General features: G+C 68.0%; 24 protein-coding genes and 1 tRNA gene. 14 read left to right on the top strand and 11 right to left on the bottom strand.

Translation table 11 applies throughout. The features are described from left to right. Window positions 1-16 precede the first annotated feature (16 nt). Together KZX42_RS08150 and recR are read left to right on the top strand one after the other, a co-directional pair. Window positions 17-346: a YbaB/EbfC family nucleoid-associated protein gene (locus tag KZX42_RS08150; protein ID WP_248118701.1), complete on the top strand. Its 330-nt coding sequence runs from the start codon at window positions 17-19 to the stop codon at window positions 344-346. Next, complete coding sequence (gene recR / locus KZX42_RS08145) at window positions 346-948, top strand: recombination mediator RecR (RefSeq protein ID WP_248118700.1); 603 nt, start codon at window positions 346-348, stop codon at window positions 946-948. Before KZX42_RS08150 ends, recR begins: the two co-directional genes overlap by 1 nt. Window positions 949-954: 6 nt before the next feature. Here the strand turns inward: recR and KZX42_RS08140 are convergent, their stop codons facing one another. Further along, window positions 955-1311, bottom strand: coding sequence for a hypothetical protein (locus KZX42_RS08140; RefSeq protein WP_248118699.1), 357 nt, complete (start codon window positions 1309-1311; stop codon window positions 955-957). Between the two features lie 140 nt (window positions 1312-1451). Here KZX42_RS08140 and KZX42_RS08135 point away from each other — a divergent pair, with 140 nt between their 5' ends. The 6 genes from KZX42_RS08135 to leuA all read left to right on the top strand — a co-directional run bounded on the left by KZX42_RS08135 (window position 1452) and on the right by leuA (window position 6649). Further along, entirely contained in the window at window positions 1452-2663 is a 1212-nt protein-coding gene (locus KZX42_RS08135; RefSeq protein ID WP_248118698.1) for a DNA recombination protein RmuC, read from the top strand. Between the two features lie 87 nt (window positions 2664-2750). Then, window positions 2751-3209, top strand: a complete 459-nt coding sequence (locus KZX42_RS08130; protein WP_248118697.1) for a hypothetical protein — start codon at window positions 2751-2753, stop codon at window positions 3207-3209. A gap of 3 nt (window positions 3210-3212) precedes the next feature. Continuing rightward, window positions 3213-3407 carry a helix-turn-helix transcriptional regulator gene (locus KZX42_RS08125; protein WP_248118696.1) on the top strand — a complete coding sequence of 65 codons (195 nt, stop codon included), beginning with the start codon at window positions 3213-3215 and terminating at the stop codon, window positions 3405-3407. A gap of 153 nt (window positions 3408-3560) precedes the next feature. Then, window positions 3561-4538, top strand: coding sequence for a TraB/GumN family protein (locus tag KZX42_RS08120; protein WP_248118695.1), 978 nt, complete (start codon window positions 3561-3563; stop codon window positions 4536-4538). Between the two features lie 85 nt (window positions 4539-4623). Continuing rightward, window positions 4624-4697: transfer RNA gene (locus KZX42_RS08115), tRNA-Gly, on the top strand. Between the two features lie 233 nt (window positions 4698-4930). After that, the gene (gene leuA / locus KZX42_RS08110) at window positions 4931-6649 is read left to right on the top strand and encodes a 2-isopropylmalate synthase (protein WP_248118694.1); all 1719 of its coding nucleotides are present in this window, start codon (window positions 4931-4933) and stop codon (window positions 6647-6649) included. Between the two features lie 121 nt (window positions 6650-6770). On the opposite strand, the gene KZX42_RS08105 is transcribed toward leuA, so the two are convergent. The 3 genes from KZX42_RS08105 to KZX42_RS08095 form a co-directional block, all read right to left on the bottom strand. After that, window positions 6771-7775 carry a bile acid:sodium symporter family protein gene (locus KZX42_RS08105; RefSeq protein WP_248118693.1) on the bottom strand — a complete coding sequence of 335 codons (1005 nt, stop codon included), beginning with the start codon at window positions 7773-7775 and terminating at the stop codon, window positions 6771-6773. An 81-nt stretch (window positions 7776-7856) separates the two neighbouring features. After that, a complete protein-coding gene (acs, locus tag KZX42_RS08100; RefSeq protein WP_348983620.1) occupies window positions 7857-9794 on the bottom strand; it encodes an acetate--CoA ligase in 1938 nt (645 codons plus the stop codon). A 21-nt stretch (window positions 9795-9815) separates the two neighbouring features. Continuing rightward, window positions 9816-11171: a DcaP family trimeric outer membrane transporter gene (locus tag KZX42_RS08095; protein ID WP_248118692.1), complete on the bottom strand. Its 1356-nt coding sequence runs from the start codon at window positions 11169-11171 to the stop codon at window positions 9816-9818. A 177-nt stretch (window positions 11172-11348) separates the two neighbouring features. On the opposite strand from KZX42_RS08095, the gene KZX42_RS08090 reads away from it, so the two are divergent. Next, entirely contained in the window at window positions 11349-11960 is a 612-nt protein-coding gene (locus KZX42_RS08090; protein WP_248118691.1) for a response regulator transcription factor, read from the top strand. On the opposite strand, the gene KZX42_RS08085 is transcribed toward KZX42_RS08090, so the two are convergent. The 4 genes from KZX42_RS08085 to folE form a co-directional block, all read right to left on the bottom strand. Continuing rightward, on the bottom strand, window positions 11961-15329 hold the full coding sequence (locus tag KZX42_RS08085; RefSeq protein WP_248118690.1) for a PAS-domain containing protein: 3369 nt from the start codon (window positions 15327-15329) through the stop codon (window positions 11961-11963). A gap of 90 nt (window positions 15330-15419) precedes the next feature. Further along, window positions 15420-17093, bottom strand: a complete 1674-nt coding sequence (locus KZX42_RS08080) for an MFS transporter (RefSeq protein WP_248118689.1) — start codon at window positions 17091-17093, stop codon at window positions 15420-15422. A 134-nt stretch (window positions 17094-17227) separates the two neighbouring features. Next, the gene (locus KZX42_RS08075; protein WP_248118688.1) at window positions 17228-18385 is read right to left on the bottom strand and encodes an acyltransferase; all 1158 of its coding nucleotides are present in this window, start codon (window positions 18383-18385) and stop codon (window positions 17228-17230) included. 55 nt (window positions 18386-18440) lie between these two features. Further along, window positions 18441-19025 carry a GTP cyclohydrolase I FolE gene (gene folE / locus KZX42_RS08070; RefSeq protein ID WP_248118687.1) on the bottom strand — a complete coding sequence of 195 codons (585 nt, stop codon included), beginning with the start codon at window positions 19023-19025 and terminating at the stop codon, window positions 18441-18443. A gap of 119 nt (window positions 19026-19144) precedes the next feature. On the opposite strand from folE, the gene fliQ reads away from it, so the two are divergent. The 4 genes from fliQ to KZX42_RS08050 are packed head-to-tail and all read left to right on the top strand — an operon-like array spanning window position 19145 to window position 23355. Beyond that, complete coding sequence (gene fliQ / locus KZX42_RS08065) at window positions 19145-19408, top strand: flagellar biosynthesis protein FliQ (RefSeq protein ID WP_017505641.1); 264 nt, start codon at window positions 19145-19147, stop codon at window positions 19406-19408. 16 nt (window positions 19409-19424) lie between these two features. Beyond that, entirely contained in the window at window positions 19425-20198 is a 774-nt protein-coding gene (gene fliR, locus KZX42_RS08060) for a flagellar biosynthetic protein FliR (protein WP_248118686.1), read from the top strand. Beyond that, window positions 20191-21267: a flagellar biosynthesis protein FlhB gene (gene flhB / locus KZX42_RS08055; protein WP_248118685.1), complete on the top strand. Its 1077-nt coding sequence runs from the start codon at window positions 20191-20193 to the stop codon at window positions 21265-21267. The genes fliR and flhB overlap by 8 nt, the downstream gene beginning before the upstream one ends. A gap of 51 nt (window positions 21268-21318) precedes the next feature. Continuing rightward, complete coding sequence (locus KZX42_RS08050) at window positions 21319-23355, top strand: ATP-binding protein (protein WP_248118684.1); 2037 nt, start codon at window positions 21319-21321, stop codon at window positions 23353-23355. Window positions 23356-23379: 24 nt separating this feature from the next. Here the strand turns inward: KZX42_RS08050 and KZX42_RS08045 are convergent, their stop codons facing one another. The 3 genes from KZX42_RS08045 to KZX42_RS08035 form a co-directional block, all read right to left on the bottom strand. Then, window positions 23380-24195, bottom strand: a complete 816-nt coding sequence (locus tag KZX42_RS08045) for a protein-glutamate O-methyltransferase CheR (RefSeq protein WP_248118683.1) — start codon at window positions 24193-24195, stop codon at window positions 23380-23382. Further along, window positions 24192-24569: a response regulator gene (locus tag KZX42_RS08040; RefSeq protein ID WP_248118682.1), complete on the bottom strand. Its 378-nt coding sequence runs from the start codon at window positions 24567-24569 to the stop codon at window positions 24192-24194. The genes KZX42_RS08045 and KZX42_RS08040 overlap by 4 nt, the downstream gene beginning before the upstream one ends. Window positions 24570-24659: 90 nt before the next feature. Then, window positions 24660-25331, bottom strand: coding sequence for a histidine phosphotransferase family protein (locus KZX42_RS08035; protein ID WP_248118681.1), 672 nt, complete (start codon window positions 25329-25331; stop codon window positions 24660-24662). A 96-nt stretch (window positions 25332-25427) separates the two neighbouring features. On the opposite strand from KZX42_RS08035, the gene cysQ reads away from it, so the two are divergent. Continuing rightward, window positions 25428-26270: a 3'(2'),5'-bisphosphate nucleotidase CysQ gene (gene cysQ, locus KZX42_RS08030; RefSeq protein ID WP_248118680.1), complete on the top strand. Its 843-nt coding sequence runs from the start codon at window positions 25428-25430 to the stop codon at window positions 26268-26270.

The following is a 26270-nucleotide window of genomic DNA, read 5'->3' as shown; positions in this document are numbered from 1 at the left end:
GCCCTATCTAGGACGGATGAAAGATCTGACCCAACTGATGCAGCAGGCCCAGGCGATGCAGCAAAAGCTGCAGGACGCCCAGGCCAAGATGGCCGAAACCGCCGCAGACGGCTCCTCGGGCGGCGGCCTGGTGTCCGTGTCCCTGAAGGGACCGGGCGAGATCACGGCCATCAAGATCGACGACAGCCTGCTGACGCCGGGCGAGGGCGACATCCTGGCCGATCTGATCGTCGCCGCCCATGCGGACGCCAAGCGCAAGCTGGACGAACAGAACAACGCCCTGATGCGCGAGGCCGCAGGCCCCATGGCCGGGATGAATATTCCCGGAATGCCGAAACTGTTCTGATGGCCGCCTCCGCCGGGCCGGAGATCGAACGGCTTATCTCGCTTCTGGCCAAACTGCCGGGCCTGGGGCCGCGCTCCGCCCGGCGTGCGGCCCTGGCCCTGCTGAAGCGGCGCGAGCAGTTGCTCGTGCCGCTGGCGGCGTCTCTGGCCGAGACGGCGGAGAAGGTGGTTTCCTGTTCCGTGTGCGGCGCGCCCGACACGCGCGATCCGTGCGCCATCTGTTCGGACGGCGCGCGCGACAACGGCCTGATCTGCGTGGTCGAGGAGGCGGGAGCCCTATGGGCGATGGAGCGATCCGGCGCCTTTCGCGGCAAGTATCACGTGCTGGGCGGCCTGTTGTCCGCCCTGGACGGGGTGGGGCCGGAGCATCTGCGGATCACTGAACTGATCGGGCGGGCGCGGGGCGGCGGCGTGCGCGAGGTCGTGCTGGCCCTGCCGGCCACGGTCGACGGCCAGACGACCGCCCACTATGTGGCCGAGAGGATCGCCGGGCAGGGGGTGGAGGTCACCTCCCTGGCGCGAGGCGTGCCGGTCGGGGGCGAACTGGACTGGCTGGACGACGGCACCATCGTCCAGGCCCTCAAAGCGCGTCGCCCGACTTGATCGGCCCTAGTTCGAGGGCTGGGTCGGGGCGTTGACGTTGGGCGCCTCGCCGGTCGGAACGGGTTGGGCGCGGCCCGTGGAATCGGTCGGCGCGTCGGCGGCGGGCGGCGTCTGGCTGTCGCCGTCGAAGGCGCGAGCGTCCGCCGCCTGTTCGCCGGTCGTCGGGTTCTGAGACTCAAAGGCGCCGTTCGACACGAACCAGAAGCCCAGCAGAAGCACCGCCGCCGCCAGGGTGGACACCACCAGCAGCACCAGGATGCGCGGGTTCTTCTTGCCGGAACGGACGTATTCGGCGTCCACCGGCCGGCCCTGATGCACGGCGTCGGCGGCCTTGTCATGGCGGGCGGGTTCTTGCGGGTTCATGGGATCCTCCTCCGATTTCAATCAAACCAACGTGATCCGAACCGCTGTGTTCCTGACCGCGACGTCAGGCCGCCTGTTCGCCGTTGGGAGCTTGGGGTCGGCCGCTTCTCATCGCCGGCGACTCCCGCTAGGAACGGAGCATGAACATGATCGTCGTCGTTCTCGCCCTCTTCGCCGCCGCGTTTGCGGGCGGCTTTCTTTGGGCCTTCATGGGGTGGCAGAGGACGCGCGGCGAACTGGCGGCGGCCGAGGCGCGGGTGGAGGCGGTCGAGGACAGCCGCGTGACCATGGCCGAACTGCTCAAGGCCCAGGCCGCCCAGTCGGCCCAGGTCGTCGCCGACCAGATGGTCAGCCGCGCCACCGAAACCTTCCGCGCGCAGGACCAGCTGGCCCGCGAACGGATGGCCGCCCAGTTGAAACCCGTCTCCGACACCCTGACCAGGTTCCAGGAGCATGTCGCCGCGCTGGAGAAGACCCGTTCGGAAGAGACGGGCGGCTTGCGCGAACAGCTGGCGGCCCTGATGGCGGCCTCCTCGGCCACGCGCGACGAGGCGCGCAAACTGACCGAGGCCCTGCGCGGCAACACCGGCCGTCGCGGACGCTGGGGCGAACAGACCTGCCGAAACGTGCTGGAGGCGGCCGGCATGGCCGGGCGGTTCGACTTCACCGAACAGACGTCCAGCGCCGACGACGAGGGCCATCAGAACCGACCCGACTTCATCGTGCGCCTGCCCGGCGGCGGCATGTTCGTGATCGACGCCAAGGTGCCCCTGGCGTTCGAGGACGACGACGGCGACGAGGAGGCGCGCGCCCGTTCGGTCGGCCTGCGCACCGCCGCCAGCCTGAAGACCCACGTCCGCCAGCTGTCGTCCAAGGCCTATCAGGACCAGTTCAAGCCCAGCCCGGACTTCGTGGTCCTGTTCGTGCCCGGCGACAGCTTCCTGGCCACCGCGCTGGACCATGCGCCGGACCTGCTGTCCGACGCGATGGAGTCGCGTGTGGTCATCGCCACCCCGTCGACCCTGTTCGCTCTGTGCAAGGCTGTCGCCTATGGCTGGCGGGCGGAGGAGCAGGCCGCCAACGCCGACAAGGTCGCCGCCCTGGGGCGCGAGCTCTACAAACGACTGTCCGTCATGGGCGGCCACGCCTCGGCCGTCGGCCGGGCGCTGGATCAGGCGGTCGGCAAATACAATCAGTTCGTCGGCTCGCTGGAGAGCCAGGTCATGGTCTCGGCCAGACGGTTCGAGGACCTGCAGGTCGACCACGAGGGCAAGACCCTGCCGAACCTGACGCCGGTCGAGACCGCGCCGCGCGTCTTGAGCCGTCCCGAACTGATCGCCGCGAAGGACTGAAATCTCTTCTCACTTGGAAAGGGCGCTTGACTTGGACCGGCTTATGTTGTCAATGGAACTTGTCAATTGGACAAGGGATATTGACGTATGAGCAAGTGGGGATCGGTTATCAGGGCGATCGTCGTCACCTTTGGCGGCGGCTTGGCTTTCGCCTTCCTCGGCGGTTTTCTGGTCGGCTACGGCGCCAATGCGGGTTGGCTGGACGCCACGGTGGGCGAACTGATCGTCACCGCCGCGGTGACCGTCGCGATCATGGCGGGCGCACTTTGGATCGGTGCGGAATGGATGCGCGCCATCGACGAGGCGGCGCGCGAAGCGCACAAGGCCGCCTGGTATTGGGGCGGAACAGCCGGCATGTGCGTTAGCGGCGTCGCGCTGGTTCTGTCCTCGTCCGGCTCCTGGCGCGACATCATAGCGCGCACGGCCGGAGACGGCGCCCAGCCTATCGACTATCTGTCTTTGGGGGCGGCCATGATGATCGCGCCCATGCTGATCGGCTATCTGGTCGTCTGGGGCTGGTGGTGGCTGGCGCGGATGCGGGGCTGAGCCATGAACAATCGTCTCAAGGTCCTGCGCGCCGAGCGCGACTGGAGCCAGGCGCAGCTGGCCGAACAGCTGGGCGTGTCGCGCCAGACCGTGAACGCGCTGGAGACCGGCCGTTACGACCCCTCCCTGCCGCTGGCCTTCAAGATCGCCCGCGTCTTCGGCCAACCCATCGAATCCATCTTTTCCGACGCGCAGTAGCCGACGACATGGCGTTGCACTCGTCAACGGCATGTCGGCCGCGCGGCGCGCGGACCCGGCGACCCATGCCGCCTCCTCATCCGGGCGATGTCCCGCGCGGCCTAGCCTGACCCTTTGGTTTTCATTCCTTTCCCTACACTCAGAGAGACAATCATGACCTTCACCGCCCGCCTTCGATCCGCCACCTCCACCCTCGCCCAAGGCGCCGTCGGCGTAGCCGGAGGGCTGGCCTTGTTCGCCGCCATCGCCGGCGCGCCGGTCGACGCCCAGGCCCAGGCCCAGGCCCAGCCGGCCGCGCCCGCCGCCGCCCCGGCGCCGATCCAGGGCAAGGGGCCGGCCCTGTGGGTGATCAAGGACGCCGATTCCACCCTGTATCTGTTCGGCTCAGTCCATGTGCTGCGCCCGACCACGGGCTGGGCCAGTCCCCGCGTCCAGGCCGCCTTCGACAGCGCCTCGGAGATCTGGTTCGAGATCAGCAATCCCGACGACCAGGCCGCGCTCATGCCGCTGATCCAACAGCACGGCCTGTCGCCCGACACGCCCCTGTCGAGCCGCCTGACGCCAGAGGAGAACGCCGAACTGGACGCGGCGGCCCAGGCCCTGGGCGCCTCGGGCCTCCAGCTTCAGCCGATGCGGCCGTGGCTGGCGGCCCTGACCCTTTCGGTCGCGCCGCTGGTCAAGGCGGGCTATGATCCCAAGTCGGGCGTGGAGTTGGTGCTGAAGGCCCGCGCCGAGGCGGCCGGCAAGCCGATCCACGGCTTCGAGACCATCGACAAGCAGATCGGCATTCTGGCCGGCCTGCCCGACGACGTGCAACTGGTTTTCCTGCGCGAGACGCTGAAGGACTACGAGAACGCGGCGACCAAGCTGGACGAAATGGTCTCGGCCTGGGCCAGTGGCGACGTCGATGTCCTAGGCCGCGTGATGGTCGAGGAGATGAAGGACGCCTCGCCGGCCCTGTATCAGTCCGTTCTAGTGGACCGGAACACAGACTGGGCGAACCAGATTCAAACCCTGCTGCAGGGCTCCGGCACCGCCTTCATAGCCGTGGGCGCCGGGCACCTGGCGGGCGACGACAGCGTTCAGGCCCAGCTGAAGGCGCGGGGCGTGCAGGTCGAAGCTGTCGAATGAAGCGTATCGCGCGCTTGAGCCGGCGGCGGCGCGCGGCTAAGAGTTGGATCGAGGGCGTGTCCACGCCGCCCTCGATCGACCCGGCGCGGGCATGATGTAGTGGTAGCCTGGCAGCTTCCCAAGCTGCTCGTGCGGGTTCGATTCCCGCTGCCCGCTCCAGTCGGTCGTCTTCTCCGAAGAATCTATTCTTTCGGGTGGATTGTTTCCTTAGGCGGCCCTTGGTATCGTCGGACGTGGTAAATCTTTCCGCACAAATCCTGATCTGGTCACCCGGAGCGCTTTCGCGCGCGGGACTGCGACTTATCGGCTGCCGCCGGGACTGACGGCTGCCCGGCGGCGGAAATCGCTGTCGTAACCCCCTTTCAGATCGCAAGACGTTCAGGAGACGCACGGTGTTGCGCGACCCCTCCATCAAATATCGCCCCTTCCCGACCGTCGATCTGCCGGATCGTCAGTGGCCCAGCCGCACCATCGACAAGGCGCCGCGCTGGCTGTCGACCGATATGCGCGACGGCAATCAGGCCCTGATCGACCCGATGAACGCCGAGAAGAAGCAGCGCTTTTTCGACCTGCTGGTGAAGATCGGCGTCAAGGAAATCGAGGTCGGCTTTCCCTCGGCGGGGGCGACCGAGTTCGATTTCATCAGCGGCCTGGTGCGCTCGGGCGGCGTTCCCGACGATGTGGTGGTGCAGGTGCTGACCCAGGCGCGGGCCGATCTGATCGCCCGTTCGTTCGAGAGCCTGGAGGGCGCCCGGAGCGCCGTCGTCCATATGTACAACGCCCTGTCGCCCGCGTGGCGTGAGATCGTCTTCGGCATGGATCGCGCGGGCGTCAAACAGATCGCCATCGAGGGCATGTCGCGGATGCGCGAGGAGGCGGAGCGCCGCCCTGACACCGACTGGCGCTTCGAATATAGCCCCGAGACCTTCTCCACCGCCGAGCTGGATTACAGTCTGGAGGTCTGCGAAGCGGTTCTGGACGTGATCGAGCCGACGCCGGAAAAGCCCATCATCTTCAACCTGCCGGCCACCATCGAGGCGGCGACGCCGAACATCTACGCCGATCAGGTCGAGTGGTTCTGCCGCAACATCTCGCGTCGCGACAGCGTGATCGTATCGGTCCATCCGCACAACGACCGGGGCACGGGCGTGGCGGCCGCGGAACTGTCGGTCATGGCCGGCGCCGACCGGGTCGAGGGCTGTCTGTTCGGCAATGGGGAGCGCACCGGCAATGTCGATCTGGTGACCCTGGCGCTGAATCTGTACACCCAAGGGGTCGATCCCGAGCTGGATTTCTCGGACATGGATGCGGTGATCGAGACGGTGGAGCACTGCAACGCCCTGCCGGTCCATCCGCGCCACCCCTATGCCGGCGAACTGGTCTTCACCGCCTTCTCGGGCAGCCATCAGGACGCGATCAAGAAGGGGTTCGCGGCCCAGGCCAAACGCAACGACCACATCTGGAACGTGCCCTATCTGCCGATCGACCCAGCCGATCTGGGCCGGTCCTATGAGGCGGTGATCCGCGTCAACTCCCAATCCGGCAAGGGCGGCTTCGCCTGGGTGCTGGAACAGGACAAGGGGCTGAAACTGCCCAAGCGGATGCAGGCCGATTTCAGCCAGCATGTTCAGGCCTATGCCGACCAGGTGGGCCGCGAACTGACCGCCGCCGACATCTGGGACGTGTTCCGTTCGGTCTATGCGCCGGAGGGCGGCCATGGCCCGTTCGCCTTGGTGGATTATGAAGAAGGCCGCTCGGCGCCGGGCAAGGAGCGCCGGTTTACGGGCCGCATCCGCCTGAACGGCGAGGAGCGGCGGATTTCAGGACGCGGCAACGGCTTCCTGTCCAGCGTGCTGGACGCGCTGCGCGAAGACTGCGGTCTGGCGCTGGATATCGAGGACTACCACGAACACGCCATCGGCCAGGGCGCTGACGCCCAGGCGGCGGCCTATGTCGAATGCCGCACGGCGGATGGACGGACCATCTTCGGCGTGGCGACCGACCCGGATGTGGCCACAGCCTCGCTGAAGGCGCTGCTGGGCGCCGCCAACCGCGCCGATGCAGCGGGCGTTCGCGTGGTGGAGAGGGCGCCGAGCCTAGCGGACAGCTAGGCCTAATCGACATTCAGCCCCAAGCCGTCATTCCGGGTTCTTCGTTTCGCTCCGCCCCGGAATGACGATCGAAGATTTCGGCCGACTGAATGTCGATTGGTCCTGGGTCGGCGCGATCAGATCAGCCGGCCTTGATCTGCGGCTCGTCTTTCCGGCGGGCTGCATTCTCGCGCGCGTAGCGCTGGGCGATCACGGTGCAGGCGAACAGCTGGATCTGATGGAACAGCATGATCGGCAGGACGATCAGCGGGACCGAGGCGCTGGCGAACAATATGCCGGCCATCGGAATGCCGGTCGCCATGCTCTTTTTCGAACCGCAGAACAGAATGACGATCCGGTCGGGGCGGTCGAACCGCAGCGCCCGCCCGATGAACAGGGTCAGAGCCAGAACCACGGCCAGCAGCACGACGTTCAGGCCGATCACCTTGGCCAGGTCCATCGGCGCGACCTGAGACCAGACGCCGGCGACGACCCCCTCGCTGAAGGCGGCGTAGACGATCAGCAGGATCGAGCCGCGATCCACCAGGCCGGTCAGTTTGGCGTGGCGGCCCAGCCAGTCCTTCAGCAGCGGCCGACACAACTGCCCCACCGCGAAGGGCGCCAAAATCTGCAGGCCGATGTCGAGGATGGACTGCAGATGTATCCCCCCGCCGGCGCCCCCGATCAGCAGCGCCACCAGCAGCGGCGTCACGATCACGCCCAGCAGGTTCGACAGACTGGCGCTGGTCAGGGCGCCGGCGACATTGCCGCCGGCGATGGAGGTGAAGGCGATGGACGACTGCACCGTGGACGGCAGCAGGCACAGATACAGCATCCCCGTCAGCAGATCGGGCTGAAGGGAGCCGCGCATCAAAAAGACCAGCCCCAGCCCCAGCAGGGGAAACAGCAGGAAGGTCGACAGGAAGACCGTGCCCTGCAGCCGCCAGTGCAGCAGACCCGCGCCGATGGCCGCAGGCGACATCCTCGCGCCATACAGGAAGAACAGCAGGGCGATGGCGACCTTGACCACCCAGTCCATGACCACGGCGGCCTGTCCGCTGGCGGGCAGAAGCGCCGCCAGGACCACCATGCCGATCAGGGCCAACAGATAGCCGTCGATCGGCAGGCGGGACAGGAAACGAGGCATGGGCGGCTCAGGCTGCGGCGGGTCGCCGCAGTGATAGACCGCCAAGCGACGGGCTTGAAGCCCGCGCCCTTATTTCAGCCCTCACGCCCAGGCGCGGTTCTTGACCAGATCGTCCACCACCGACGGATCGGCCAGGGTGGAGGTGTCGCCAAGCGCGCCGATGTCGTTCTCGGCGATCTTTCTTAGAATTCGGCGCATGATCTTGCCCGACCGGGTCTTGGGCAGGCCCGGCGCCCACTGGATCACGTCGGGCGCTGCGATGGGACCGATCTCCTGACGGACATGGGCGATCAGGGCCTTGCGCAGTTCCTCGGTCGGCTCGACCCCCTTGTTCAGGGTGACATAGGCGTAGATGCCCTGGCCCTTGATGTCGTGGGGGAAGCCGACCACCGCCGCCTCTGCGACATCGTCGTGGAGCACCAGGGCGCTTTCGACCTCGGCGGTGCCCATCCGGTGGCCCGAGACGTTGATGACGTCGTCCACCCGGCCGGTGATCCAGTAATAGCCGTCCGCATCGCGACGGCAGCCGTCGCCCGTGAAATAACGGCCCGGATAGGTCGAGAAATAGGTGTCGAAAAAGCGCTGGTCGTCGCCATAGACGGTCCGCATCTGACCGGGCCAGCTGTCGGTGATGCACAGATTGCCGGACACGGCGCCCTCCAGCGGCCGACCCTCGGCGTCCACGATCTCAAGCTCGACGCCCGGCAGGGGCAGGGTCGCCGATCCGGGCTTCAGGTCCGTAGCGCCGGGCAGCGGCGTGATCAGATGGCCGCCCGTCTCGGTCTGCCACCAGGTGTCGACGATGGGGCAGCGGCCGTCGCCGACCACATCGTGATACCAGCGCCAGGCCTCCGGGTTGATCGGCTCGCCCACCGTGCCGAGCAGCCGCAGGGAGGCGCGCGAGGCCGCCTTCACCGGCGCGTCGCCCTCGCGCATCAGGGCGCGCAGGGCCGTGGGGGCGGTGTAGAAAATCTCGACCTTGTGCTTGTCCACCACCTGCCAGAACCGGCCGGCGTCGGGATAGTTGGGCACGCCCTCGAACATCAGGGTCGTCGCCGCGTTCGCCAGCGGCCCATAGACCATATAGGAGTGACCCGTGACCCAGCCCACGTCGGCGGTGCACCAGAAGACCTCGCCGGGGCGATAGTCGAAGACGATCTCGTGCGTCCAGGCGGCCCAGAACAGGTAGCCGCCCGTGGTGTGCAGCACGCCCTTGGGCTTTCCGGTCGAACCCGAGGTGTAGAGGATGAACAGCGGGTCTTCGGCGTTCATCGGCTCGGGCGGGCAGTCGGCGTCGACCTTGGCGGCCTCCAGCCCATAGTCGAAGTCGCGCCCATCGGTCATCGGCACGTCGCGGTCGGTGCGGCGCACGACCAGGACGGTGTCGACCTTCACCTTCTTCAGCGCCTCGTCGACATTGGCCTTCAGCGGCACATGCTTGCCGCCGCGCAGGCCCTCGTCGGCGGTGATGACCAGGTTGGAGCCGCAGTCCTCGATCCGGCCGCACAGGCTGTCGGGCGAAAAGCCGCCGAAGACAACCGAATGGATCGCCCCGAGCCGCGCGCAGGCCAGCATGGCGTAGGCCGCCTCGGGGATCATCGGCAGATAAAGGGTGATGCGGTCGCCCTTCTTGGCGCCATGCGCCTTCAGCACATTGGCCATGCGGCACACCTCGGCGTGCAGTTCGCCATAGGTGATGCGGCGGCTGTCGGCGGGATCGTCCCCTTCCCAGATGATCGCCGTCTCGTGCCTGCGGTGGGGAAGGTGGCGGTCGATGCATTCGGCCGAGACGTTCAGCACCCCGTCCTCGAACCAGCGGATGCGGAAGTCTTCCTTCTTGAACGAGACGTCCTTGATCCTGGTCGGCGGAGTGATCCAGTCCAGCCGCCCGGCCTGTTCGGCCCAGAAGGCGTCGGGATTTTCGCGCGCCGCGATCCGCGCCCCCTCATAGGCCTGCCGGTCCATGTGGGCCTTCTTGGCCCAATCTGCGGGAACGGGATAGAGGTCGAGATCAGGCACGAAAGGCGTCTCCGGCGGAAATCAGAATCCGTATTTGGCGAACAGGATCAGACGGGTCATGTCGCCGCTGGCGCCGGTCTCGATCTCGCGATCCGCGAACATCAGCTCGGCCCCGACATCAAACGCCGTAACCGGCGACCAGATCAAGTTGGCGTGGAGGCTCTGGGCCGATCGGTTGGCGGACAGGCCGGTGAATGCGACGTCGTTGTCCACCTTCTGCGCCGACCAGATCAGGCTGGAGCGCCAGCCCGGCGCCCAGACGTGGCGATAGGCGGCGAAGCCGGCGACCACGCCGATGGCGTCAAGATCGCCCGAGGCGTTCAGCACCGCGTCGTTGGAGAAGTTCAGCCCCACATAGCGGCCGATGCCCTCGCCGCCGGTCACCATCAGGCGCAGATCGTCCTTTGATCCGACCTTGATCTTGGTCGAGGCCGACAGACCCCAGCCGGTCGCGGTGGAATCGATGTTTGTCGCCGGGTTCTGATACTTCAACTGGCGCAGCAGGCCGGCGACCTGGAAATCCCCCCACGGACGGGACACCGCATAGCGGGCGGTGAAGTCCGGCAAGCTGTTGTCGTCGGCGATGATGCGCGCGCCGCCGCCGAATGGCGTCACGGTCGTCTCGGGGTTCTCGACCGAGACCGAGAAGGGACCGCGCGTGTAGCGGACCTGGACCTGACGGGCGAAGACCGTGCCTTCCGCCGCGCCGACGAAATCGGCGGATTCGGGCAGGACCGCGGTGTTCTGGAAGTTGGTCCACTCCTGGCCGATCAGCCAGTTATCGATGGTGATGAAGGCGCGGCGCAGGGCCGGGTTGGCCGGGCTGGTGGTGCGTTGATCGCCGGCGCCGGGCAGGGTCTGGAAGTCCATCTCCATCCGGGTGCCGATCTTGTGGCCGCCGACCACGCCGTCGGTGGTCAGCCAGAAGCGGGTCTGGCGGGCGTTGAAGTCGGTCGCCGTATCCTCCTTGGAGCCGCCGATGGGGATGGAGCCGGGAATGTGGAACTCGCGCAGGGCGTCGCCATTGACCGGATCACCGCCGGAATAGCGGCTGGCGTAGGCGTCCACCTTGACGAAGCCGCCGAACTTGACCGTGTGGTCGCCGATGCGGAAGCCCTCGCCGGGCGACGCCGGCGCTGCGGCCTGCTGGACCGGAGCTGGCGCGGCCGGGCGGGTTTCCAGGCGGATGATGTCCTGGGCCTGAGCGGCCTGTTGGGTGCGGGCGGCGACGACCTCGCCCTTCAGGGCGTTCAACTCGGCCTCCAGTTGGGCGATGCGGGCCTCCAACGCCGCCTGGCTGGACTGGGCCGCGGCCATGCCGGGTGCGGACAACAGGGCGACGACGGCGGCGCCCGCGAAAAGGGTGGTCCTGGTCATGCTGAGTTCCTCCGCGCCCGTCTTCGCAGGCGTCCCTGATCCCAGCTTTCCGCCTATGTCCTCGCCAGGCCATTGGCCATTGGTCTAGTTTCGACCAAAGTCGAACGGCGCCATGGTGGCGACGACGCGGCCGGTCAGACACCGCGCATGGGAAGGACGCCCAAGGGAAGGACGCCTATGGATCGCATCGTCGTCGCCGACGACCATCCCCTGTTCCGCGCCGCCCTGCGCTCGGCGGTCGACAAGGCCGCGCCGGGGGCCCAGGTGGTCGAATGCGCCAGCCTGGCCGAGGCGCGGGCGGCCTTGCAGGCGGCGCCGGCGGACCTGTTGCTGCTGGACCTGAAACTGTCGGACAGCGAAGGGATGGCGGGGTTGGCGGCTCTGCGGGCCGAACATCCGGCTGCGCCGGTGGCGGTGGTCTCGGCCAGCGAGGAGGCGGCGGTGGTGCGAAACGCCCTGGGGCTGGGCGCCGCCGGCTTCATCCCCAAGTCCACCGCCCTGCCGCAGATGGTGGAAGCGATCGCCGCCATCCTGGCCGGCGACGGCTGGGCGCCGGACGTGCCCGAGGCCGAGGACGACGGTCTGGCCCAACGGGTGGCCAGCCTGACGCCCTCTCAGCTACGTATCCTGGAGGGGCTGAAGGCGGGCAGGCTGAACAAGCAGATCGCCTTCGACCTGGGCGTCTCGGAGGCCACCATCAAGGCGCATCTGACCAGCGTGTTCAGGAAACTGGGCGTCCACAACCGCACCCAGGCCGTCATACTGGCCAAGCAGATGGATCCGCTGTGATCAGCTGGACAAAAAGGCCTTCAACGCGGCCGGCTTGATCGGCTTGGGCAGCAGAACGGCCCCGGCGGCCGTGGCCTGTTCGTTCAAGCCGTCGCGCGTGTCGGCGGTGACCAGGGCGATGCGGCGCACGCCGTGCGGCCGCAGCCAGTCGATCACGGCGAAGCCTTCCGGCCCGTCGCCCAGATGAAGATCGACCACGGCGGCGTCGAATGGCCCCGGCGACGCCATGGCCGCCTCGACGCCGGCCGCCAGCGTCGGGCGAGCGCCCCAGCGGGTCAGAAGGGCGTTCAGCGCATCCAGGATCACCGGCTCGTTGTCCACGCACAGCACCCTCAACCCCGCCAGCGGCAGGCGCACCTCGTGCGAGGGCGCCGCCTCAGCGACCACGTCGGGCGCGCAACGTCTCAGGTCGATGCGGAAGGTCGCGCCCGCCCCTGGCTCCGAGGTCAACGACAGCGGATGGTCCAGAAGGCTGGACAGGCGTTTGACGATGGCCAGGCCCAGGCCCGCGCCCGGTTCGTCCACCGCCGCGCCGGGCAGGCGGACGAACTCGTTGAACACCGTCTCCTGCTGCGCCTTGGGGATGCCGCGCCCGGTGTCGCAGACGAACAGCCGCACCGTCTCGCCCCGCCGCCGCACCCCGACCAGAACCCGGCCCCGGTCCGTGTAGCGGATGGCGTTGGCCACCAGGTTCTGCAGCATGGAGCGCAGCAGATCGCGATCCGACGTCACCCACAGCCGCGTCGGCATCAGGGTCAGACACAGGCCCTTGGCCTCAGCCACCGGCGCGAACTCGCGTCGCAGATCGTCGAACAGGCCGCCCAGCGACACCCGCGCCACATTGGTCCGCACCCCGCCGGCCTCCAGCTTGGACAGATTCAACAGGGCGGTCAGCAGCCGGTGGGCGCTGTCGATGGCGCGGTCGGCGTTGACGGCCAGGGCGCGGCTGGCGGTTTCCTGAAGCGCCGGCTCCTCCTTCAAGGCGGCGATGAACAGGCGGGCGGCGTGCAGGGGTTGCAGCAGGTCGTGGCTGGCGGCGGCCAGGAACCGGGTCTTGGAGGCGGTGGCGTCCTCGGCCACCTGGCGCGCCTCGTCCAGCCGGGCGGTGCGGTCCGCCACGCGCGCCTCCAGCCGCTCATTGGCCTCTTCCAGCTGACGCGCGGCGCGGCGCAGGGCGGTGATGTCGGTATAGCTGGTGGCGTAGCCCCCGCCGGGGATTGGCGCGCCGGATGAGCGCAGCACCCGTCCGTCCGGCTGCTGGCGTTCGTGATCGTGGGGGATGCGGCGGCTCAGGGCCTCCAGCCGCCGCTCGACCCAGGCCTCGATATCGTTGGGGCTCTCGCCGCGCTCGGCGTTCAGCCGATAGATGCTCGCGATGGGCAGGCCGACGTGGACGAAGCCGACGGGCAGGTCGAACATGGCGACATAGCGCCGGTTCCAGGCGGTGACGCGCAGATCCTCGTCCACCACGATCACGCCCTGGTCGATGTTGTCCAGCGTGGTCTGCAACAGGTCGCGGTTGAACTGGACAGCCTGGGACGCCTCGTCCAGCATCCGCACCACGTCCTCGGGCGCGCGGCCGACCCCGGCCAGGGCGGCGGAGATGACGCGCCGGGCCGAGGCCGCGCCGATGGCGCCCGCCAGCATTCGCTCCGCCGCCCGCGCCAGCGCCGCATCGGCGGGGTCTGCGTCACGCAGGCGCGCGGCGGTTTCCCTCCCCCACGCGGAAAAGGCGCGCTCGGCCCGTTCGTCGCCGATGAAGCGGGCGACCAGGGCGCGCAGGTCCCCGACCGAGGCCCCGGATGGCGCGGGCTTGGCCTCCATCCAGTCCGGCCCCAGCCGGTCCACGAAGGCCCGCGCCTGAACCCGGTCGATCAGCCGGGGCTGGGCCAGACGCGACACCCCGACATAGGCCGCCAGGTTCAGCCCCAGGCTGACGAAGACGCCCAGGGCCAGCGGGTCCTTGATCCCCAGCATGACATAGATGTGCCAGGGCGCGCCCGGCGCCAGTTGCGGCAGGGCCAGCATCATGATCCAGACCAGAACCCCCACCGCCATGCCCGCCAGCGCGCCGTGGGCATGGCCGCCGCGCCACAGGACCGCGCCGAACAGGGCCGGCGCCAGCTGCGCCAGGGCGGCGAAGGACACCAGCCCCATGGCCGCCAGACCGTGCGACTGGTCCGTCGCCTGATAATAGAGCCACGCCAGCAGCAGGACTGCGACGATGGCCCCGCGCCGCACCTGCAGGATGATGCCCGCCATGTCCGAGGCGTCGCCGCGCATCCGCCAGCGGTCGCGCGCTAGAAAGGGCAGGATCAGGCTGTTGGACACCATGGCCGACAGGGCCACGGCCTCGACGATCACCATGGCGGTCGCCGCCGAGAAGCCGCCGACGAAGACGACGGCGGTCAGCAGGGTCTCGCCGCGCTGGAACGGCAGGGCCAGCACCAGAAGGTCGGGGTTCACCGTGGGCGCGAACAGGGCGCCGGCCGCCACCAGCGGCAGGACCGCCAGACTGGTCAGCATCAGATAGAGGGGAAAGATCCAGCGCGCCCGCCGCACGTCCGACGGCTGGGCCCCCTCCACGAAGGCGACGTGGAACTGACGCGGCAGGCAGAAGATCGCCAGGGTCGAGACCAGGGTGATGGCGGTGAAGCGCGGCGTGACGGCCGGCGGCGCGGCCAGGGCGCCCAACCCTTGCGCGATACGCGCCGGCGATCCTTGGTTCAGCAGCAGGACCAGGGCGAAGACGGCGACGAACAGCAGGGCGCCCAGCTTGACCATCGATTCCAGGCCAATGGCCTGGATCAGGCCGCGATTGTGCTCGGTCAGGTCGGGTCGTCGTGCGCCGAACAGGATGGCGAAGAAGGCCAGCACTCCGGCGAGAACCAGCACCGTCAGCCGTTCCGACCCCGCGACCGGCGTGCCCGCCGTCAGAAGGGCGCCCGCCATCGACAGCGACTTCAGCTGCAGCGCGATATAGGGCAGCGACCCCAAGATGGCGACCACGGTGACGGCCGCGCCCAAGGTCTGGCTCTTGCCGTAGCGGGAGGCCACGAAGTCGGCCATGGAGCCGACGTTTTCGCGCCGGGCCGCCGCCGCGATGCGCCGCCAAAGCGGGAACAGCAGGGTCAGGCCGATCACCGGCCCGATATAGATGGGCAGATATTCCCAGCCGTCCCGCGCCGCCGTGCCGACCGCCCCATAATAGGTCCAGGAGGTGCAGTAGATCGCCAGGGACAGGGCGTAGACCGACGGCCCCAGCCCCTTGCCCCGCGCCCTGGCCGCCGGACGCTCCTGATGCCAGGCGACGGCGAACAGCACCGCCATATAGGCGGCGACCAGGCCGAGGATCGTCAGGCTGAACATGGGGGCATCTGAACCGGCCAGAGGGTGTTTCACAAGCGAAAGGCGGGCCGTCTTTCGACGACCCGCCCCTCGTTCCACCTGAAAGCAGGATCAGGCGTTCAGGTCGACGTCCTTGCCTTCCTTGACCAGCAGGAAGCCCAGCACGACCGTCCCCAGGGCCACCACGATCGGGTACCAGAGGCCAGAGTAGATGTTGCCCGTCGCCGCCACGATGGCGAAGGCGGTGGTCGGCAGGAAGCCGCCGAACCAGCCGTTGCCGATGTGATAGGGCAGGGACATGGAGGTGTAGCGGATATTGGTCGGGAACATCTCGACCAGGGCCGCCGCGATCGGACCGTAGACCATGGTCACATAGAAGCCGAGGATGAACAGGATCAGCACCACCATCGGCTTGTTGACCAGGGCGCTGTCGGCCTTGGCTGGATAGCCGGCGGCGGTCAGGGCCTCGCCCAGGCTCTTGTCCCAGGTCTTCTTCTGGGCGGCGAAGTCGGCCGGGGCCATGGCGTCGCCGCGGAAGCTGGGGACCACCACCTGATCGCCGATGCGGACCTGGGCCACCGCGCCGGCCGGCGCGGCCTCGTTGGTGTAGGTCACGCCCGCCTTGGCCAGATAGGATTTGGCCACGTCGCAGGAGTGGTTGAACACTGTCTTGCCGACCGGATCGAACTGCAGGTTACAGTCGGCCGGATCGGCATAGACCATCACCGGAGCCGAAGCGGCTGCGGCGGCCAGTTTCGGATTGGCGGCCTGGGTCAGGGCGTTGAACAGCGGGAAATAGGTCAGGGCCGCGATCAGACAGCCGGCCAGGATGATCGGCTTGCGCCCCACCTTGTCCGACAGCCAGCCCCAAAAGATGAAGAAGGGCGAGGCGGCCAGAAGCGCGATGGTCAGCAGCACATAGACCAGGGTCGCGTCGACCTTCATGACCCGTTCCAGGAAGAACAGGGCGTAGAACTGGCCGGTGTACCAGATGACGGCCTGACCGGCGGTGAGGCCCAGAAGGGCGATCAGCACCAGCTTCAGGTTCGGCCATTTGCCGAAACTGTCCTTCAGCGGCGTCTTGGAACCTTTGCCTTCGGCCTTCATCTTCTTGAACGACGGGCTTTCGGCCAGCTTCAGGCGAATCCACAGGGAGACGCCGAGCAGCAGGATCGAGACCAGGAAGGGAATGCGCCAGCCCCAGGCGGCGAAGGCGTCTTCCCCCACGGTGTAGCGCACGCTCAGGATGACCAGCAGGCTCAGCACAAGGCCGGCGGTCGCCGTGATCTGGATGAAGGAGGTGTAGAAGCCGCGCTTGCCTTGCGGGGCGTGCTCGGCGACGTAGGTGGCCGCGCCGCCGTATTCGCCGCCCAGGGCCAGGCCCTGGATCAGGCGCATCAGCACCAGGATGATCGGCGCCGCAATGCCGATGACCGCATAGGGCGGCAACAGGCCGACCACGAAGGTCGACAGGCCCATCAGCAGCATGGTCACCAGGAAGGTGTTCTTGCGACCCCAGAGATCGCCCAGCCGTCCGAAGACCACGGCGCCGAACGGACGCACGGCGAAACCGGCGGCGAAGGCCATCAGGGCGAAGATATAGCCGGTCGTCTCGTTGACGCCCGAGAAGAACTGGACGGTGATGATCGCCGCCAGCGAGCCGTAAAGATAGAAGTCGTACCACTCGATGACGGTGCCGACAGAGGAGGCGAGGATGACCAGCCGATCGCTGCGATCGACCGTGTGCTCCCCGTCCCCGGACGCAAGGGGTGCGTCGGTTGCCATGATCCATTTCCTCCCGTGTCGCCGTTATCGGCCGTTCTGCACATCCTTAAGGATGCGTGGACGCCGACATTGACCGAGAGCGGGGCGGCTGGAGAGAGCGACTTTGGTCGAGGATCGTCGATCGCCCGGCCGGATCAGCCGTCGATGGAGATGACCGGCCCCAGTTTCGGCTGCAGCCGGCCGCGACGGACTGTGCGGCGTTTCAGCGCCGCACGGATCCGGTTCTGTATCGGATTGTCGATGGCGAAGTGGAAGGCGAAGGCGAAGCCGACCGCCGCCAGCACGCCCAGACCCCACAGGCTCCATTGGGCGGCGAGGGGCAGGGCGAAGCGGGCCACCAGCGCATTGACCACGCCGAACCAGGCGATGCGGACCACCTCGTTGGAGATGAACATGGAGAAGGACACCATGGCGGCCGTCTCGACCAGTTTGGACGGGCGCGTCACCGGCACGGCGCCGGCGGCCAGGATGATGATCGAAATCAGGGCCAGGGCGACGAGGGCGTGCTTGTCGTGAAGCTCCAGCGCGAAGAAGCCGACGGCGGCCAGCACCCCGGCCCAGCCGGCCAGACGCGGCGCGATCCAGACCTTCTGGGCGAACCACGCCAGGCACATGCCCAGCAAGAACAAGGGCAGGGCGCGCACGATGCCGTAGCCCATCGGCATCTGATAGACGGGATAGCCCAGGAAGGCCCAGCACAGCTGGTTGGCCGCCAGATAGACGCCAACGCCCAGCGCCAGCGCCGACCACGGCCCCAGCCGCATCAGGCCGCGAATGATCCAGGGGAAGGCCAAGTAGCAGCCGATCAGGGCCGAGATCGACCAGGTGGGCGCATTCCAGCCCAGGCCGCCATGGACGCCATAGGATTGCAGCAGCAGCAGTTGGGCCGGCAACTGATCCCAGGCGAACCATTCGGGATTGCGCGGCGGCGCGCCGGCCGCCGTCGCCAGCAGCACCAGTCCGACCAGCGACAGGCCCATGATCAGGTGGGCCGGCACCACGCGCAGGAACCGCTTCAGGAAGAAGTCGCCCGGCGACATCCGGCCCTTGTCCACCGCCGCCCCATAGACGCGCATCAGCACATAGCCGCTGTCGATCAGGAAGAAGTTGGTCAGCAGGAAGCCGCCACGCTCGAAGATCGGATTGATCAGATGCGCGAGGGGCTCGGGCCCGGCCGCCTGGAAGTGATGCAGGATGATCAGGAAGGCCACGATGAAACGCAGCGCGTCCAGCCAGCCGCCGCGGGCGATCTGGACTGTCTCATTGCGGGTCGAAATCAGGGACCAGGGCATCGTCAGCGCCTCCTTCGGCCCGTTCAACGCAAGGGCGGCGCCAGTTCGCGTGAAATCAGCCCCTGACCAGCCGCAGGAACTCCTCGCGGGTGCGGGGATCGTCGCGCACGACGCCGATCAGATGGCTGGTCGACAGGCTGGCGCCCGGCGCATTGACCCCGCGCAGGGTCATGCAGGAATGCTCGGCCTCGATGACCACGCCGACGCCGTGCGGACGCAGGACGGTCTGGATGGCCTCGGCGATCTCCGACGTCATCTTCTCCTGGATCTGCAGGCGACGGGCGAAGCCGCGCACCACCCGGGCCAGCTTGGAGATGCCCACGACCCGGTCGGTCGGCAGATAGGCGACGTGCGCCTTGCCCACGACCGGCAACATGTGATGTTCGCAGAAGCTGACGAAACGGATGTCCTTCAGCACGACCAGCTGGTCGTAGCCGCCCGTCTCCTCGAAGGTCTTCTCAAGATAGGACAGGGGATCGACCTCGTAGCCCTGGAACAACTCGCGATAGCTCTTGGCCACGCGGGCGGGGGTTTCCAGCAGGCCCTCGCGCGTGGGGTCGTCGCCGGCCCATTCGATCAGAGTGCGCACGGCGGCTTCGGCGTCGGCCTGGGAGACTTTCGGGGAGCGAGCGTCGGTCATGGCGGCTACATAGCCACAAGCGAAACGGAAGGGGAGAGGCTGCGAGCATCAAGCGTTGGTTAGCGGCCTGTTAACCATCCTGTCGGCATTTTCTGCCCAGTAGTTGCTGGAGTGGGCCGATGAACGGCGCGGAAGTTCTGGACGTCGGGAGGGACGCCATCTGGCTGACGATCCAGCTGTGTCTGCCGGTCCTGCTGGTCGGACTGGTGGTCGGCGTGGTGATCGGCCTGTTCCAGGCCCTGACGCAGATCCAGGAACAGACCCTGATCTATGCGCCCAAGATCATCGCCATCTTCGTTTCGCTGATCCTGTTCCTGCCGCTGATGGGGGCGCTGCTGGGCGGCTTCATGCGTCAGATCGCGGCCCGCATCGCGGGAATGTAGTGGGCGGCCTCTAGACATGGATTCGTGGGCGACCGCCGATCAGGTCTGGGCCGGGGGGCTGATCTTCGCCCGGGTCGCGGCGATCCTGATGCTGATCCCCGGCTTCGGCGAGGCCTATGTGCCGCCGCGCGTGCGGCTGTCGTTGTCGCTCGTCATCAGCCTGGCCCTGTGGCCGGTGGTGCGCGGCGCCCTGCCGGGCCTGCCCGACAGTTTGGGCCTGATGGTCGGCTGGATCATCCGCGAGGTGGTGGTCGGCCTGATGATCGGCCTGTTGCTGCGGATGTTCATGACCGCCCTGTCGACGGCGGGTGAGATCGTGTCGCTGCAGACGACCCTCAGCTTCGCCCAGACCGCCAACCCCATGCAGGCTCAGCCGGGCACGACCATCGCCGCCTTCCTGACCCTCTTGGGGGTGACGCTGCTGTTCGCCACCGACACCCATCACCTGTTCATCGCCGGGATCGTCGGCTCCTATCAGCTGATCGCCCCGGCCAAGCCCCTGATCATGGCGGACTTCACCCAGATGGCGGTGCGGACCCTGGGCGACAGCTTCATGCTGGGGGTTCAACTGGCCGCGCCGGTCTTAGTGTTCGCCCTGATCTTCAACCTGGCTTCGGGTCTGGTGGCGCGGGTCATGCCGGCCTTTCAGGTCTATTTCGCCGCCGCCCCGCTCAGCGTGATCCTGGGCCTGTCGATCTTCGCCCTGAGCCTGGGCGCGCTGGGCGCCATCTTCATCGACCGCTACCGCCGCCTGGCGGAGTATTTCGTATTTGGGGGCGCCGGTGGCTGAAGGCGCCGATCCCGAATCGAAAACCGAAGAGGCGACCCCGCGAAAGCTGGAGGACGCGCGAAAGAAGGGCGACGTCGCCAAATCGCCGGACGTCGCCCAGGTCCTGTCTCTGGCGGGGGCGGCGGCGGTGATCCTGATGGCCGGAGGCTGGTTCGCCTCGTCCATCGCCGAACAGATGCTGCCCTTCATCGCCGCCCCGCATCAGATGCTGGGCACGCTGAACTCCGGCGCAGGCAATCAGATCATGGTGCGCGCCGTCTGGGCCGTCGCCCCCTTCCTGGGGGCGGTCATGCTGGCCACCATCATCGGCGGGGCCGGGGGCAATCTGGCGCAGTCGGGCCTGATCTTCACCGCCGAGAAGCTGAAGCCCAAATGGTCGGCGGTCAGTCCGATGCAGGGGTTCAAGCGGATCTTCGGTCCCGACGGCCTGGTGCAGTTCCTCAAGACCTTCCTCAAGCTGGTCGCCGTCTGCCTGGTCTGCTGGATGGTGCTGAAACCCCATGCCCGCGAGTTCGAGAACCTGGTCGCCGTCAGCCCCCTGGCCATCCTGCCGCTGGCGCGCGACATGGCGATCTCGCTGTTCGTCTCGGCCATCATCCTGCTGGGCGCCACGGCGGGGGCCGACTTCATCTGGCAGAAGATGCGCTTCGCCAAGCGGATGCGGATGACCAAGGAAGAGCTGAAGGAAGACTTCAAACAGTCCGAGGGCGACCCGCACATCAAGGCCAAGCTGAAGCAGATCCGCATGCAGCGCAGCCGCCAGCGGATGATGGCGAACGTGCCCAAGGCCACCGTCATCGTCACCAACCCGACCCACTATTCGGTCGCTCTGCGCTACGAGCCGGATCAGGGCGACGGGGCGCCGATCTGCGTGGCCAAGGGCGTCGACGCCCTGGCCCTGCGCATCCGGGAGGTGGCGGCCGAGCACAATGTCCCCATCGTCGAGAACGTGCCCCTGGCCCGCGCCCTCTACGCCACGGTCGATGTGGACGAGGTCATTCCGCGCGAACATTTCGACGCCGCCGCCAAGATCATCGGCTTCGTCTTCCAGTCGCGGGCGCGTCGGTAAGGGTGCGTCAGGATTTGAGCGTATGATGAAGTCCTTGATTCGCGAGGCCGTATGACGTCCACCCGCCGCTCTCCGTTCGATCTGTTGTCCGCCGTGATGGCGTTCGGCGTCGTCGTGGCGATCGCGGCTCTGGCCTATCCGGCGTTTCGCGACAATCCGGTCTCGGCGCCGGGTCTGGTGCTGATCCTGACGGTGGGGATGATCGCGTTGATCGGCCTGTTCGGTTTTCGCCGCGCCGCCGGCGCCCGGCCCAACAGCGATGCGGCCATAGAGGTGCTGGACGCCATGGCCGAACCGGCGGCCCTGGTGTGGGATTCAGGTCAGATCTTGGCCTTCAACGCCGCCTGGGCCGAAGCCAACGGCTCCACCACCGCCCTGCCGCGCGGCAAGTCGGCCCAGGCCCTCTATATGGCCTTCGCCCAGGCGCGGAAGGGCGAACCCGGTCGCGCCATCGTCCTGATCGGCCAGCGCGAGGTCGAGGTGGTGATCGGCCGGGTGGCCGAGGGGCGGTTCCTGATGCGGGCGGCCCCGGACGCGGTCCTGCCCATCGCCTCGGCCCATCTGCCTTCCCCGGTGGCCGCCGCGACCGGAGAGGCCCGCGCCATGGCCGCCGGGGCGCCGTTCGGGTCGGCCGTCATCGGCGGGGGCGACCTGTTCGCCGGCCGGGCGGAAGAGGCCAATCCGGCCCTGGCGGTCCTGACCGGCCCAGCGGCGGCGCGCGACGCCGCCTTCGGCCATCTGTTCGATCCGCCCGGCGTCGCCGAGGCGCGGGCCAAACTGGCGGCTGGATCGTCGGGCCCCATCGAACTGGTCGCCCGCGCCTATCCCGACAAGATGCTGCACCTCTATGTGGCGCCCGAGGGCGAGCGTCGGCGGATATGGTTGTTCGACGTCTCGTCCCAAAAGTCGATGGAGCTGCAGCTCAACCAGGCCCAGAAGATGCAGGCCGTGGGCCAGCTGGCCGGGGGCGTGGCGCATGATTTCAACAATCTGCTGACGGCGATCCAGCTTCAGCTGTCGGGCCTGCTTGAACGCCATCCGGTCGGTGATCCGTCCTACGAAGGCCTCAACGAGATTCGCCAGACGGCCATTCGCGCCGCTGATCTGGTGCGCAAGCTGCTGGCTTTCTCGCGCAAGTCCACGGTGCGGCGCGAACGGCTGGACCTGGGCGAGTTGGTGGGCGAGTTCGCCATCCTGCTGCGTCGCCTGCTGCGCGAGGACGTGCGGCTGGAAACCGACTACGGCCGCGACCTGCCGGTGGTGCTGGCCGACAAGAGCCAGCTGGAGACGGCGGTGATGAACCTGGCCGTCAACGCCCGCGACGCCATGCGCGGCGTGGTCGAGCCGGGTGCGGGCGTCGTCACCATCTCGACCCGGCGCCTGACGGCGGACGAGGCGCGCGGCCTGGGCTGGGCCGACGCCCCGACCAGCGAGGTCGCCCTGATCGAAGTGTCCGACACGGGCCCCGGCGTGCCGCCCGAACTGCTGGACAAAATCTTCGAGCCCTTCTTCACCACCAAGGCGGTCAACGAGGGCACCGGCATGGGCCTGGCCACCGTCTATGGCATCGCCCAGCAGGCTGGCGGTCATATCGCGGTCAGCAATGTCGAGGGGGGAGGCGCCGCCTTCCGCCTGTTCCTGCCCGCCGCCGGCGAGGCGGAGCTGGCCGAGGTGCAGCCGGTCGAGGTCAAGGCCAAGGCGCCGCGCGACCTGTCCGGCGCCGGCCGCATCCTGTTCGTGGAAGACGAGGACGCCGTGCGAGGAATCGCCGCCCGGCTGCTGCGCCAGCGCGGCTATGAGGTGATCGAGGCGGCGGACGGCGAGGAGGCGCTGATGCTGGCCGAGGAACATGCGGGCCAGATCGACATGATGATCTCCGACGTCATCATGCCCGGCCTGGACGGTCCGTCGCTGTTGAAAAAGGCGCGGCCCTATCTGGGCGACGCGCCGGTCATGTTCATCTCGGGCTATGCCGAAAGCGACTTCTCGGACCTGTTGCAGGACGAGACGGGCGTGTCCTTCCTGCCCAAGCCGTTGGACATCAAGACCCTGGCCGAACGGGTGAAGCAGGAACTGCACGCCGCCTGACGAGGACGGCGCCTGTCGCGTGGTTCAGGCTGCGCGGCGCAGGGCGGACGGGGCCTTGACATACAGGCCACGCCGGCCGTTCACCGGACGGAAGGCCACCGTCTCGCCCTCCAGACGCTCGTCGGCGCCCAGGAACAGACAGCCGTCGTCGACCAGCCGCCGCTCCAGCCCGTCCAGCAGCCGCGCGCGTCGCGACGGCTCCATGTCGCCGAGCACATTGCGGCAGAAGATGACGTCGAAACGGGCGTCGTCGGTCGGTTCGTCCAGCAGATTGGCGCGGCCGAAGCGCACCGCGTCGGCCAGTTCGGCCTTGACGATCCACTGGTCCTCCATCGGCTCGAACCAGCGCAGCATGGTCCGCGCCGTCAGGCCGCGTTGGATTTCGAAACCGGTGTAGAGGCCCGAGCGCGCCTTCTCGATGGCGCGCTGCGACAGGTCGGTGGCGATCAGATCGACGGCGGTGTGCGTTTCCAGCGCCGCCATCGCGATGGACCAGGCCTCCTGGCCCGTGGAGCAGCCAGCCGACCAAATCTTGACGCGGCCGTCCGGGCGGGCCTTGGCCAGGGCCGGCAGCAGTTCGGTCTCCAGGATGCGGAAGGGCGTGCGGTCACGCCGGAACCACGTCTCGGCGTTCAGCAGCGCCTCGATCACCGACCAGGCCAGGGAAGCGACCGGATTGGCCCACAGATTGGCCAGCAGCGCCTCGACATTGGCATAACCCTCGCGTCGCGCCACCGGACCCAGCCGGTGTTCGGCCAGATGGATGCGATCCCGCGACAGGCGATAGCCGGCGCGGGTGGCGAGAAGGGACTGCAGCTTGTCGAAATCGTCCGGCGTCATGCGGCGATCGCTCCGACCTCCGCCAGCTTGGATTGCAGGATTTCCCCGTCGAAGGGCTTCATCACATAGTCGTCGGCGCCGGCGGCCAACGCCTCTGCGATCCGTTCGGGCCGGGTCTCGATGGTGCAGAACAGCACCTTGGGCCGGTCCCCGCCCGACGCGGCGCGCAGGCGGCGCAGGAAGGTGATCCCGTCCATCACCGGCATGTTCCAGTCGAGCAGCACAACGTCCGGCATGGCGCCGATGCAATAGGCCAGGGCCTCGGCGCCGTCCGCGGCCTCATCGACCTCATAACCCAGGCCTTCGATGATCCGGCGCGCGACCTTGCGGATGATGCGGCTGTCGTCGACGATCAGGCAGGTTCGAAAATTCATGGCCCTCTCCTCGATGTCGCGACGGCTCGCCCCACGGATTCGGGCGGAATATTGCCCTGATGCCAGTTAACGAGTCGTTTGGAAACGGCCTCAGGCGGGCATTCGGGCGACCAGGGCGACCTTTCCGTCCTCAACCTTGACGTGCAGGGCGCCGCCAGCCTCGGTCACCGTCAGCCAAAGCCAGTAGGGTTGGATCCACTGACCCGCCAGCCCCTCGGTCAGGCGTTCGCCCGCCAGACCCGCCGCCGCCTCGGGCTTCAGTCGGGCGCGCGATCCTTCCGCGAAGCCTTCCAGATAGACGAAACCGTCCTCGACCCGCGACTGGATCACCGCCGACCCGCCCATCGGCAGGGCGCCGACGGTCAGATAGGCCAGGTTGGTCAGGGCCCGCGCCTGGGGCTTGGAGAACTCGGCCTCCGCGATGCGCCAGTCCAGAGTGGCGCGGCCTCCCTGCGTCATGCCGACGAGCAGGCTCTCCAGTTCGCGCGCCGTGAACCGCTCGCTGGTGGTCGCCGCGCCGAAGGCCACCCGGGCGTAGTGGACCAGAGCCACCATCTTGCGGGCGCTCTGTTCGATCAGGGCCAGGGCGTCGTCGCGCATGTCCTGCGCCGCCGGGTCCTGCATCAGGTCCAGGCCCGAGACGATGGCGCCCGACGGGCTGATGAAGTCATGGCACAGCTTGGCCGCGACATAGGTGGCCAGTTCGGTCCCGTCGACGGGAAGGTCGAGCGGAACGGCGCGTTCGTCGTCGGTCGGGGTCATGGCGGCTGGAGCACTCAGGTCACAGTTCGTGTCGCGCGCGAAGGTGACGTGATTTGCCGGTTCATGGAACCGCCCGGATGGTCTATCGACCCGCCCATGACGATCGCCTCCTCCCCCGTTCCGTCCCACGCCGATCTCGAACGCGACCTGAAATCGGGCGCTCTGGCCCTGACCTTAGCCGAAATCGCGGAGGAGGCCGCGCGGCTGATCCTGCCCTATTGGCGGGCCGGCACGGCGGTCGAGACCAAGTCCGACGACAGCCCGGTGACGCAAGCCGACCGCGCGGCCGAGGCCCTGATCCTGGATCGGCTGGCGGCCGCCTATCCGGGCGTTCAGACCGTGGCCGAAGAGGCGGTGTCCGAAAGCGGCGCGCCCGCCTCGGCCGAGGACTGGTTCTGGCTGATCGACCCGCTGGACGGCACGCGCGGCTTCGTGCGCGGGGGCGAGGCCTTCACCGTCAACATCGCCCTGATGCACGCCGGCTATCCGGTGGCGGGCGTAGTGACGGCGCCGGCGACCTCGACCACCTGGCGCACGGACAAGCCAGAGGGCGGCGCCTTCCGGCGTCAGTTCGGCGCCCTTCAGGCCGGCGAGGCCCATGCCGGCGAGGACTGGCGTCCCATCCGCGTGCGCGACCGCCCGCAGGAAGGCCTGGCCCTGTTGAGCCACAGCGTCACCGACGAGGAGGCCGCGCGCCTGGCCGCCCGCCATGGCTGCACGCGCTGGCAGGGCACGGACTCCTCGCTGAAGTTCTGCCTGATCGCCGAGGGGCGGTTCGACGCCTATCCCCGCACCGGCCCGACCTCGGAATGGGACACGGCGGCGGGACAGGCGGTTCTGGAGGCGGCCGGCGGCCGCGTCCTGGCCGACGACGGCCAGCGGCTGAGCTATGGCAAGCCCCGGTTCCTGAACGGCGCCTTCGTCGCCATGGGGGGCTGA

The organism is Brevundimonas sp. EYE_349 (genome assembly GCF_023147505.1).
In the GTDB taxonomy this organism is placed as follows: domain Bacteria; phylum Pseudomonadota; class Alphaproteobacteria; order Caulobacterales; family Caulobacteraceae; genus Brevundimonas.
Note: the sequence above shows the minus strand (reverse complement) of the source record. Positions and strands in the feature narration are given on the sequence as shown.